We start from the raw sequence: 12,363 nt of genomic DNA, 5'->3' as shown, positions 1-12,363 counted from the left end.
GGGAGGAGCCTATCCTTTGTTATTAAATTGTCATCTCACTTCTAAAGATTAAAGTTTTTGGCATTTAGGACAAAAATGAGTACCTCGTCCTCCTACTGTTGTTTTTTCTAATGGGGTTCCACACCTTTTGCATTCTTCCCCTTTACGGCCGTAGGCATATAATTCAAGCTGAAACATCCCAATTTCCCCTTGTGAGTTTACATAGGAGCGAATTGTGCTTCCCCCTTTTTTAACCGCTTCCTCCAATGTCTTAACAATTTCTTGGTGGAGCAATGTTAATTCTTCCTCACTCAAAGAGTTTGCAATCCGTTCAGGGTGTATTCCAGAACGGAACAGGGCCTCATCGACATAAATGTTTCCAAGCCCAACAAAAACTTTTTGGTCCAGTAGAGCAGGCTTTATCTTTCTGTTCGTCTTTTTCAGCTTGTCAGATAAATATTCCTTTGTGAAATCCTCTGAAAAAGGCTCTGGTCCAAGGTCAATAAGTGGAGGTTTCTCAAATTCCTCCCCCTTTATATATAGGTGCATGGTTCCAAATTTCCGAACATCTCGATATCTCAGTTCACTTCCATCGGTAAAATGAAAGATAACATGAGTATGCTTATCATATGGTTCTTCCTTTGGATAGAGCCCATATTTCCCTTCCATCCTTAAATGGGAAACAAGGGCAAACGTGGTGGTATAAATAATTAAAAACTTACCTCTTCTGCCGACATCCTCAATTATTTCTCCTTTAAGAGCATCAACGAATTGTTCAACCTCAACTGGATTTTTAATAATTTTAGGCCAGTGAACGGTTATATTTTCTATTTGTTTATTTGAAACAAGCTTTTTTAACGTCTTTCTTACTGTTTCTACTTCCGGTAGTTCTGGCATAAAGCAACTCCCTTATATGCTGTACAGAGGAAGCGCCTAAGCTCTTCCTCTTTTCTACTTTGCATCAAACCATGTTGGACCATAAGAATAGTCTACTTTTAATGGCACTTTTAATTCGAGGGCATTTTCCATGACATCTGGAACGAGTTTCTTAAGTGTTTCGATTTCTTCTTCTGGCGCTTCGAAGATAAGTTCATCGTGCACTTGAAGCAGTAGTCTTGTTTTTAATCCATAATCCTTTAATGCTTCCGCCATATCGATCATCGCTTTTTTTATAATATCAGCTGCACTTCCCTGGATTGGGGTATTCATGGCAGTTCTTTCAGCAAAACTTCTGATGTTAAAATTACGATGTGTAATCTCTGGGATATACCTTCTTCTTTGCAGAAGAGTAGATACATAACCCTTTTGTTTGGCTGAATGAATAATGTCGTCCATATAATCCTTCACCCCAGGGTAGCTTGCAAGATAGCGGTCAATAAACAGACCAGCTTCCTTACGTGTGATGCCTAAGCTCTGTGAAAGACCATAGTCACTTATTCCATAGACAATGCCGAAGTTAACCGCCTTTGCCTGCCTTCTCATATTGGATGTTACCTCATCCGCATTTACGTGGAATACATCCATCGCCGTTTTGGTGTGAATATCAAGGTCATCCTTAAAGGCTTGTATCAGTTTTTCATCCCCAGCAATGTCTGCAAGAACTCTAAGCTCGATTTGCGAATAATCGGCTGCAAAAATGATCCATCCTGGTTCCGATGGTACAAATGCTTGGCGGATTTTCCTACCTTCTTCTAATCGAATCGGAATGTTCTGCATGTTTGGATCAATGGAGCTTAACCTGCCTGTTGCAGTTAATGTCTGTTGATAGCGTGTATGAACTTTACCGGTTTTAGGATTAATAACCTTGAGCAAACCTTCAATATAAGTTGACTGGAGCTTGCCTAGCTGTCTGTATGTTAGAATATGCTCAATGATTTCATGGTCATTTGCTAATTTTTCTAAAACATCTGCTGACGTTGAATAGCCTGTTTTTGTTTTCTTAAAGGTTGGCAGGTTTAATTTTTCAAATAAAATGACACCTAATTGTTTGGTTGAATTAATATTGAACTTTTCACCAGCCAGCTCATAAATAATTCCTTCCATTTCGATCAACTTATCATGAATTTCGCCGCCCATTCTTTGCAGACGATCCCTATCCACCTTGATCCCGCAGGATTCCATATCAGCTAAAATGAGTGACAGTGGCATTTCAAGGTCAGTAAATAATTCATATTGTTCATTTGTTTTTAATTCGTCTTCCAATTTTTGTTTTAAATCAGACATAGCAAGACTTTTTCTGACCAAATGCTCTGCAAGCAGTGAAGCTTCTGGTATTTTCCGCTTAGCCCCTTTTCCATAAAACGACTCATCTGATTGAATATTAATCCCGTATTTTTTCCCTATTGTTGAAAGGTCATCAATCGATTCAGAAGGATTAATAATATAAGAAGCCATTAACGTATCGAAATTAACACCTTTTAAATGAATCTCAAACCTTCTTAACGATACCTCGGAACGCTTTGCGTCGTAGACTGTTTTCTTTTTTGTTTCATCTTCCGCCCATTTTTTAAAACTATCAGACTTTAAGGCTAATTCAGTTGGTAAATAATAATATCCCTTTTCATTGACGAGCGAAAAACCAATGATATCGGCGTAATGATAATTATCATCTAGCATTTCAACATAGAAATAATTATCATCCGTAAACAAATCATCACTAATTACATCAGGGGTTACATACTCAATGTCTTCCAGTTCAACCTGTTCAGTGCTTGCAGTGTCTCCACCTAATTTTTCTAATAAGGAGTGAAAGCCAAGCTCTTTATAAATTGCAACAAGTTTATCTCTTTCAAAACCCTCATAAGCCACATTTTCTACAGATACTTCGACTGGTGCATGTCTTTCTATAGCGGCAAGCTGCTTACTCATTACTGCTTGATCCTTGAATTCTTCAAGCTTTTCTTTCAACTTATTTCCAGTCACTTGATCAACCGAGTTTAGTAACTTTTCTAATGTTGAAAATTCCTTTAACAGTTTAATCGCTGTTTTCTCACCGACGCCTGGTACACCTGGAATATTATCTGAAGGGTCACCCATCAGCCCCTTCATATCAATAATTTGCTCAGGCGTTAAACCGTACTTCTCCATAACATGTTCTGGAGTATATTCCTCTATGTCGGTGATTCCTTTACGAGTGATTCCAACCGTTGTATGTTCCGAGGAAAGCTGAGTTAAGTCCTTATCTCCTGATATAACCTTTATTTCATAGCCTTCTTTTTCAGCAGTTAATGATAATGTTCCAATAATGTCATCAGCCTCATAATTCTCAAGCTCATATCGCTGGATACCATATGCATCAAGAAGTTCACGAATAAAAGGAAATTGCTCGGATAATTCTGGAGGTGTTTTCTGTCTGCCGCCCTTATACTCACCAAAAGTAGCATGACGAAAGGTTGTCTTTCCCGCATCAAATGCCACTAGTATATGTGTTGGCTTCTCGTCTTCGATAATCTTATTCAACATCATGGTAAAACCGTATACTGCGTTTGTGTGTACGCCCTTATCGTTATTAAGCAGGGGCAGAGCAAAGAAATGCACGGTAAGCGATACTATTCCCATCTATTAATACTAACTTCTTCTTTTCCATCTATTTACCCCTTTCAGGTTAATTCATATATTTATGTAGTTCGATGATGAACTCACTGCCCTCACCAAGGGTACTTCTTACCGAGATGTTTCCGTGATGTGCTTCAACTAAATGTTTTACGATCGCTAATCCAAGGCCTGTCCCGCCAGAGTCTCGGCTTCTAGCACGGTCAACACGATAAAATCGCTCAAAAATACGTGGAATTTCTTCTTGTTTAATACCTACACCAGAGTCTTTTACATGGATTTTCACGGTTCTTTCGAATTCAAACAGTGAAACGATCACATAACCTCCAGGAGGAGTATACAAAATGGCATTACTGATCAGATTGATAAATACCTGTTTTAAGCGGTCATGGTCTCCTTGTATATATAATTCTTCCCTCTGAAACTGAAGTTCAAGACGAATATCTTTTGATTTTGCTTTTTTATTAAGCATGGTGATTACTTCGTTTATTAATTCAAATAGGTCAAAGTCCTGGATGTTCAGCTTAAATTCCTGCTGCTCAATTTTAGAAAAATCCAGTAGATCTTGAATAAGAGATTGCATTCGCTCACTTTCTTTATTAATAATCGATAAGAATGCTTCAAGTGTATCTTGATTATTCATCGCACCATCTAACAACGTTTCAGAAAAACCTTTTATAGAGGTAACAGGCGTCTTCAATTCATGTGACACATTTGCCACAAAGTCCTTTCTCATGACTTCAAGTTTTTTGATTTCGGTAATATCATGGAAAACGAGTAAAACCCCTTTCCACACATTATTAATTCCTATAATTGGTATACCGTAAACATCAAAGTATCTTCTCTCAATGCCCAATGGGAGAAGGAGGTGTTTTCTGATTTTTTGTTCTGTCCTGAACACATCCGCTATGATATTGCATATTTCCTCATGCTCAATAACCTCATAATACAATTTATCTAAATAGTTAGAAGAATTCACATGAAAAATCTCGATGTAACCCTTATTAATTAGATTGATGAAGCCACGGCTATCCATTAAAAGTAGTCCTGCACCCATATTTTCAATTAATGCACTTAAACGATCCTGCTGTATTTCTTGAGCTTTACTCATTTCTTGAAGGTTTTGGGCCAAAACATTGATTGAAGTACTCAACATACCCGTTTCATTTAAGTTATTACTTTCTATCCTTGCCCGATAATTTCCTTTTGCCAGCTCAATTGCGACATTCGTTGCAGCTTCTATTGGCTTTGTATATCTTCCAGTTATTCTGTATCCAAGATATATAAAGACAATAAACACCATCAACAGGCTAATGGAAAGAATCCACCATATTTGCCCGTATGCTTGTTTCAGTTCACTCGTTTTAGTAAAAATGAACAAATATCCTTCATTTTTATTTGCTTGCTGTATTGGTTTCCACGAATAATGTAAGTCGTATTCCTCACGTTCAATAAGCTCGGTCCTATTTTTTTGCTTTTCCTTTAAGACCTCATTAATAATTTCCTTTATCCCTTTTATATTAGAAGGACTCTTTTCACCACTGTCAAAAAGGATCTTCCCTTTTGCATCTGTTATGGCTAGTCTTACATTCAGTATATTGCTTAATTCAATTGTTTTTTGTTCATTAAATGAATTCACGCCGCCGTTATTTTCAATATGCAAGCTTAGGAGATTACTCTCTTTATCTAAACGTTCATTATATGTATCAAGGTAGTAGCCTTTTAAAAGTTGTCCAAGTAATATTTCAAGGCCGATTAATCCTATGATAAGTAAAGAAATCAGCGCAAGAAGCAGCTTTGTGCGGAATTTGGTCATTCACCTTTCGGCTCCTCAAGCTTATACCCAAGTCCACGGACGGTTTTAATATAAGCCGGTTTTTTCGTATCAACTTCAATTTTTTCCCTTAAGTGAGAAATATGAACATCTACAATACGAGTATCGCCAGCAAATTCATAGTTCCAAACAGCACTTAATAATTGGTCACGGGTTAGGACACGATTTTTATTCTGTGCCAAGTAATGAAGTAATTCGTATTCCTTCAGGGTCAGTTCCAATTGTTGATTTTTAAAATAGGCTTCATATTTCTCTGGGATAATTTGAAGATCTCCAATAACAATGTCAGTACTATCCTGTTGCTCAGCCTCATTACTGTTGGTTTGTATTTGAACTCTTCTTAAAATTGCCTTTACGCGTGCCACCACTTCTCTAGGACTAAACGGCTTAATCATATAATCATCCGCACCGAGCTCTAACCCCAATATTTTATCAAATTCATCATCTTTAGCTGTTAACATTAGGATTGGAGTCATAATTTTCTGCTGCCGAAGCTGCTTACATACTTCAATTCCATCCATTTTCGGAAGCATAAGATCTAAAACAATAATATCCGGTGTTATACTTTCAGCTAATTGTTTTCCCGCTAAGCCATCCATTGCCGTTACTACTTCAAAACCAGCTTGTTCCAAATTATATTGAAGCAAAGTTACAATCGATTGTTCATCGTCAACAACTAGTACCTTATTTTTCATAAAAACCTCCGAGTGTTTGTCTATTTTGCCACCTTCCACCATTATAATATAGAATAAAAAAGAATACCCACTATCGACCCTTAAGACAAAAAAAAAGGAATGTGGGCTACATTCCTTAGAGCATTAAAAGTTATCTAACACATTTGCATCCATTCCGCCTAAACGATGAGGAGGACAAACTTTCAAGTTTCCCTTAATCACTACCTCGTCTTTTTCGTTTGTTCCAACTACCGTCATCATCACTGTGTGGTCATCATGATTTACTTCGACAACCTCTAGCAACAACTGAACCGTCGCATAATGATAAACAGGCTTAGGAAATTGGATATCTTGACCTAAAATATGACTTCCAGGTCCGGGTAAATACTTTGAAACAGCAGAAGTAATCATACCCGTCAGCATTATACTAGGAACAATTGGTTTTTTATAAGGTGTTTGGGAAGCATAATCATGCTGAATAAAAAGTGGATTTGCATCATCGGTTAACCCCAAATACAGTAGAATATCCTTATCTTCCACCTTTTCGGTTAACGCTAGTTTTTCTCCGACAGACATTTCTTTAATTTCTCTTCCTAACTTTCTCTTTTTTCCTAAAAGCATTTCGTTGCGCTCCTTTGTAAACGGTTTCATTTGTGTGGTAGAAAAAATTCGAGGAAGTTTTTCCCCGAATTTTTTAATCAGCTACACTAAAACTTTCATTACATTTTGAACGGACTCAACTGATTTGTCTAACGCTGCTTTTTCTTCAGGCGTTAATTCAAGCTCAATTACCTTCTCAATTCCGTTTGCACCGAGGATTGTTGGTACTCCAAGATAAATACCCTCATATCCAAATTCGCCTTCAAGGTAAGCGATGGAAGGAAGCACACGGCGCTGATCTTTTAAGATTGCTTCACACATTTCAACCAATGACGCTGCTGGAGCATAATAGGCACTGCCGTTGCCTAGAAGGTTGACGATTTCACCGCCGCCTTTTCTAGTACGCTCAACAATCGCTTCTAAACGCTCTTTAGGAATTAATGTTTCTAATGGAATACCGCCGGCATAGGAATAACGAACAAGCGGAACCATATCATCACCGTGACCGCCTAAAACAAAGCCGGTAATATCTTTAACAGAAAGATTTAATTCCTGCGCAACAAAAGTACGGAAACGAGCTGTATCTAGTACACCAGATTGGCCAATGACCCGGTTCTTAGGGAATCCAGATTCTTTAAATACAGTATACGTCATTGCATCAACTGGATTTGTTAATACAAGGATTGTACAGTTTGGGGAATACTTTACGATTTCCTGTGTGACACTTTTCATTACTTTTTGGTTTGTTTGAACTAGATCATCACGGCTCATTCCAGGTTTACGTGCAATACCAGCCGTAATGACAACGATGTCAGAATCACGAGTATCTTCGTAATTGGATGTACCAGTAATGTTTGAATCAAATCCTTGAACTGGACTTGCTTCAAGCATATCTAATGCTTTCCCTTTAGTAGGGTTTTCCATTTGAGGGATATCAACTAGAACGACATCGCCTAATTCTTTTTGTGCAAGTAAGAATGCAGTTGTAGCACCAGTGAAACCGCCGCCAATTACGGAAACCTTTTTACGCTTTAATGACATTTTTAACTCTCCCCTTTGAAAGTATTATTGTCGTTATTCGAAAAAAGGACTGTTTGAAAACAGCCCTGATTTTCCTTGTCAAGTTTCTTACTCTAGGTGCACTAGCTTGCCAATTATTCCATATTCTTAATTAATTCATCACCAAATTCTGATGTTTTAACTTCTGTTGCTCCATCCATTAAACGAGCAAAGTCATACGTCACTACTTTAGAAGCAATCGTCTTTTCCACTGATTTAATGACCATTTTAGCCGCTTCATTCCATCCTAAGTGCTCAAGTAGTAATACACCTGAAAGGATTACAGATGAAGGATTAACTTTATCAAGGCCTGCATATTTAGGTGCAGTACCATGCGTAGCTTCGAAAATCGCATGGCCAGTTTCATAATTGATGTTTGCTCCAGGAGCAATACCAATTCCACCAACCTGTGCTGCAAGAGCATCAGAAATATAGTCACCGTTTAAGTTCATTGTTGCAACAACATCAAATTCACGTGGACGAGTAAGGATTTGCTGTAAGAAGATATCCGCAATCGCATCTTTTACGATGATCTTGCCAGCTGCTTCAGCATTAGATTGAGCTTGGTTTGCTGCTTCAGTACCTTGCTCTTCTTTAATACGGTCGTATTGAGCCCAAGTAAATACTTTATCGCCGAATTCCTTTTCAGCAAGCTCATAACCCCAGTTTTTGAATGCACCTTCAGTAAATTTCATGATATTACCTTTGTGCACAAGTGTTAATGATTTACGGCCTTCTTTAATTGCATAATTAATGGCAGCGCGTACAAGGCGTGAAGTTCCTTCTTCAGAAACAGGCTTAATACCGATACCAGAAGTCTCTGGGAATCTGATTTTGTTTACACCCATTTCAGTTTGTAAGAAATTGATTAGTTTATTAACAGCTTCTGAGCCTTTTTCATACTCGATACCTGCATAGATATCTTCTGTGTTTTCACGGAAAATAACCATATCAGTGTCTTGCGGACGCTTAACTGGAGAAGGAACACCTTCAAACCATCTTACTGGACGTAAGCATACAAATAAATCTAACTCTTGACGAAGCGCAACGTTCAATGAACGGATACCGCCTCCAACAGGAGTTGTAAGTGGACCTTTGATGGCAATCAAATATTCATTGATTACATCAAGAGTTTCTTGTGGAAGCCATTCACCAGTTTGGTTAAAAGCTTTTTCTCCAGCTAGAACTTCTTTCCAAACGATTTTACGTTCGCCTTTATATGCTTTTTCTACCGCTGCATTTAATACTCTCTCGGAAGCAGCCCAGATATCAGGTCCAATACCGTCACCTTCAATAAATGGGATAATTGGATTGTTTGGTACGTTTAATACTCCGTTTGTTACTGTGATTTTTTCGCCTTGCATAGTTGTTCTCCCTCCTAGGTATGTATCAATGGTAATATTCATTTGTCCCTTTTCGTATTAAAGAGATTGGGTCCAAGGTTAAAGATTTGATTCTTTAACCTTTTCCCACAATCCTATTAGAACAATTTTTTTGAAAAAAGTAAATATTTATTAACCTCTTTGATTAATTGGTACATATGTCTGCATGCCAGGACCTGTATATTCAGCACGTGGACGAATTAATCGATTGTTATCATATTGTTCTAGAATGTGAGCAAGCCATCCTGAAACCCTGCTTACTGCAAAGATTGGTGTAAATAGATCATGATCAATGCCTAAGCTATGGTACATGGACGCTGAGTAGAAATCAACGTTTGGCGGTAATTTCTTTTCGCCGGTAACAATGCTTTCAATTTTTTCAGACATTTCATACCAATGCGGCTCACCTGTTAACTCCGTTAATTTCTTGGACATTGCTCTTAAGTGCTTGGCACGAGGATCGCCTGAGCGATAAACACGGTGTCCAAAGCCCATGATTTTTTCTTTTTTCTCAAGTTTTCCACGAACATATGGCTCAACATTTTCAATTGTACCAATTTCTTTAAGCATTTTCATTACTGCTTCATTTGCACCACCGTGTAATGGTCCCTTAAGCGCTCCGATTGCAGCAGTTACACCGGAGTATACATCTGATAAAGTAGCTACACAAACTCTAGCAGTAAATGTTGATGCATTAAGTTCATGATCAGCATGTAATACAAGGGCTTTGTCCATAGCATTAACCGCAATTTCATCAGGGTCATTTCCGGTCAACATGTAAAGGAAGTTAGCAGCAAAGCTTAAATCAGTTCTTGGTGCGATTGGTTCAAGCCCTTTTCTAACGCGTGCAAAAGTTGTGACAATAGCAGGCATTTTTGCTTGTAGGCGAATCGCCTTTTGATAGTTTGACTCTGGATCCATGGTGTCGGCTTCTTCGTCATAAAGACCCAGTAAGGATACAGCGGAACGTAGTGCAGCCATTGGATGAACCTTTTCAATAGGGTACATCTTAAAGTGCTCAATCACTTGTTGTGGAAGTGCTGCATTTTCTGATAGCTGCTTTTTTAATTCTGCTAATTCAGGCTCTGTTGGTAATCTGCGGTGCCACAATAAATAAATTACTTCTTCAAAGCTCGCATTCTCAGCTAAATCGTCGATGTCATAACCAACATAGGTTAACGTATCATCAATGATTGAGCTGATGGAAGAAGTTGTTGCCACTACCCCTTCAAGACCTCGAGTTACTGTCATAGAAAATCTCTCCTTCTCATTCTAATTTCCCCATTACCCATTTGTTAAAAGAAGTATTTTTATCAGCTGAAACTGTTAATTGGTCACAGCTATGTTGAAAGAAAATCTTCATTTCAAATATGAATGATTAGCGCTCTTTTTAAACAATATCTAGATTGAGCGCTTGCTCGGAAAAAATCCAGCAAGCGGAATAACTTTTATTTAATAAAAAGTTACTTTACAAGTAATCTAGCATATTTATGTGACTTATGTAAAAAAGGATGCGCTTTCAAGTCCTATTATAAACAATTATCAGATTTTTGTGAATGAAAAGGGGCTGAAAAGTTCAAAAAAATATTATTTCACAAAAAAGCTAACTAAAAAAATCAATTATTTTCATCGCTGTATAGGCTATTCCTGCGCCAATAAGAGGGCCTACAGCCACTCCTTTGAATATGGAAACGGATAGAATAGTCCCTAGTACAAGCGCTGTTGTAATATGCGGATCATTTTGTAAGAGAGATACTCCACCCTTTGCTAATAATGCAACAGCCATGCCTGAAATAAGAGCTACCCAGGCCAGCGGTGATTTAAAGGCACCAGTCAAATCTTTAAAACCAATTTCACCCGATGCAATTGGAGCTAAAACTGCGATAGTGATAACCGTAACTCCCCAGTTAATCCCTTTACTTTGTATAAAGGTAAAGGACTTTGTTTCAAGCCCGCTTAATTTTAATATGAGTAAAACGACAATCGCAATTAATAATGAGTTATTTTTTGCGATAAGTCCAATGACTAAAAGCAGTATTAAAAACAATAATGGCTGATTAAACATATATTTCCATCCTTCCTTCTTACAATAGGGTAAATCATGCAGAATTGTACAAAAAATGTTAAACTAGAGCTACCTATCTGACTGGTTAAGGAGGCATGTTATTGGATAAAAAGTACTTGTATCGATCCTTTAGATTCATTTTAGTGATTAGCATTGTTTTTCTAGCGCTTCTAACATTTTATTATTTGTCAAAAGTGACCTATCCATTTCTTATTGGCTTAGTAATTGCCTTTTTTATTAACCCAATTGTTAACATTTTTGAGCAAAAACTTCGAATGCACCGTGGATTAGCTGTTTTTGTGGCATTAATTATCATTTTTGCCTTCGTTGCAGGTTTAGTTACACTTTTAGTAGCTGAATTGGTTTCCGGTGCAAATTATCTTGCCCGCGTTGTCCCTGAGCATTTGGATACCTTAATCGGCTATATCGAGGAGTATATAACTGCACAAATTATCCCTCTTTATAATCAATTAACAAGTATGTTTAACCAATTAGAAGATGGGCAGCAAAACACAATCATATCTAATATTAAAAACGTTGGCTCTACCATTGGAACAAATGCTGGAAACTTTATTCAAAACCTTTTTGGCAACATACCAGTCATCTTATCATGGTTCCCAAATGCTGCAACTGTATTAATTTTCTCCTTTTTAGCAACCTTTTTTATTAGTAAGGATTGGTACAGACTTTCACGTATTAGCAGTTCCATTTTACCTGAGAAAGCTAAAACAAGCGGGAAAACTGTGTTCGTAGATTTACAGAAAGCTTTATTTGGTTTTCTTAAGGCCCAATTAACCCTAATTTCCATTACAACGGTTATTATACTTATTGGGCTGCTTGTACTTCGCGTTGATTACGCGATTACCATCGCTTTAATAACAGGTATCGTGGACATTATTCCATACCTTGGTACCGGAGCTGTTTTTGTACCATGGATTATTTATGAGGTGATTGCAGGTGATATTAGTCTTGCAATAGGTTTAGGAGTCCTATATTTACTGGTAATCGTGCAAAGACAGATTATGGAGCCAAAAATACTATCGTCTAATATTGGTCTTGATCCATTAGCCACACTAATCGCCTTATTCGTAGGATTTAAATTAGTTGGCTTTCTTGGACTTATTTTAGGACCTGTGACTCTCGTCATTATTAACACACTCTATCGAGCAAATGTGTTTCACGATATATGGACATTTATTAAAGGCTAATACGTAAAAA

Annotated in this window: 9 protein-coding genes and 1 pseudogene; 1 reads left to right on the top strand and 9 read right to left on the bottom strand. The window is 37.6% G+C overall.

What is annotated here, in order from left to right; genetic code table 11:
• Positions 1 to 48: 48 nt before the first annotated feature.
• The 9 genes and pseudogenes from mutM to QFZ31_RS27350 form a co-directional block, all read right to left on the bottom strand.
• A complete protein-coding gene (gene mutM, locus QFZ31_RS27390) occupies positions 49 to 876 on the bottom strand; it encodes a DNA-formamidopyrimidine glycosylase (RefSeq protein ID WP_307309233.1) in 828 nt (275 codons plus the stop codon).
• 54 nt (positions 877 to 930) lie between these two features.
• Positions 931 to 3,565: pseudogene (gene polA, locus QFZ31_RS27385) on the bottom strand (DNA polymerase I).
• An 18-nt stretch (positions 3,566 to 3,583) separates the two neighbouring features.
• Positions 3,584 to 5,347 carry a two-component system histidine kinase PnpS gene (gene pnpS / locus QFZ31_RS27380; RefSeq protein ID WP_307309231.1) on the bottom strand — a complete coding sequence of 588 codons (1,764 nt, stop codon included), beginning with the start codon at positions 5,345 to 5,347 and terminating at the stop codon, positions 3,584 to 3,586.
• Positions 5,344 to 6,060 carry a response regulator transcription factor gene (locus QFZ31_RS27375; RefSeq protein ID WP_307309228.1) on the bottom strand — a complete coding sequence of 239 codons (717 nt, stop codon included), beginning with the start codon at positions 6,058 to 6,060 and terminating at the stop codon, positions 5,344 to 5,346. The genes pnpS and QFZ31_RS27375 overlap by 4 nt, the downstream gene beginning before the upstream one ends.
• A 123-nt stretch (positions 6,061 to 6,183) precedes the next feature.
• A complete protein-coding gene (locus QFZ31_RS27370) occupies positions 6,184 to 6,660 on the bottom strand; it encodes a MaoC/PaaZ C-terminal domain-containing protein (RefSeq protein WP_307309225.1) in 477 nt (158 codons plus the stop codon).
• An 81-nt stretch (positions 6,661 to 6,741) separates the two neighbouring features.
• Entirely contained in the window at positions 6,742 to 7,680 is a 939-nt protein-coding gene (gene mdh, locus QFZ31_RS27365; protein ID WP_179601855.1) for a malate dehydrogenase, read from the bottom strand.
• Between the two features lie 113 nt (positions 7,681 to 7,793).
• Positions 7,794 to 9,062: an NADP-dependent isocitrate dehydrogenase gene (icd, locus tag QFZ31_RS27360; RefSeq protein ID WP_307309221.1), complete on the bottom strand. Its 1,269-nt coding sequence runs from the start codon at positions 9,060 to 9,062 to the stop codon at positions 7,794 to 7,796.
• 150 nt (positions 9,063 to 9,212) lie between these two features.
• Positions 9,213 to 10,331, bottom strand: a complete 1,119-nt coding sequence (gene citZ, locus QFZ31_RS27355) for a citrate synthase (RefSeq protein ID WP_307309217.1) — start codon at positions 10,329 to 10,331, stop codon at positions 9,213 to 9,215.
• Between the two features lie 352 nt (positions 10,332 to 10,683).
• The gene (locus QFZ31_RS27350) at positions 10,684 to 11,145 is read right to left on the bottom strand and encodes a DUF441 domain-containing protein (protein WP_307309214.1); all 462 of its coding nucleotides are present in this window, start codon (positions 11,143 to 11,145) and stop codon (positions 10,684 to 10,686) included.
• 101 nt (positions 11,146 to 11,246) lie between these two features.
• Between QFZ31_RS27350 and ytvI the strand changes: the two genes are divergently transcribed.
• Positions 11,247 to 12,353, top strand: coding sequence for a sporulation integral membrane protein YtvI (gene ytvI / locus QFZ31_RS27345; protein ID WP_307309211.1), 1,107 nt, complete (start codon positions 11,247 to 11,249; stop codon positions 12,351 to 12,353).
• The last annotated feature ends 10 nt before the right edge of the window (positions 12,354 to 12,363 follow it).

It is taken from the genome of Neobacillus niacini, assembly GCF_030817595.1.
GTDB classification, from domain to species: domain Bacteria; phylum Bacillota; class Bacilli; order Bacillales; family Cytobacillaceae; genus Neobacillus; species Neobacillus niacini_G.
Note: the sequence above shows the minus strand (reverse complement) of the source record. Positions and strands in the feature narration are given on the sequence as shown.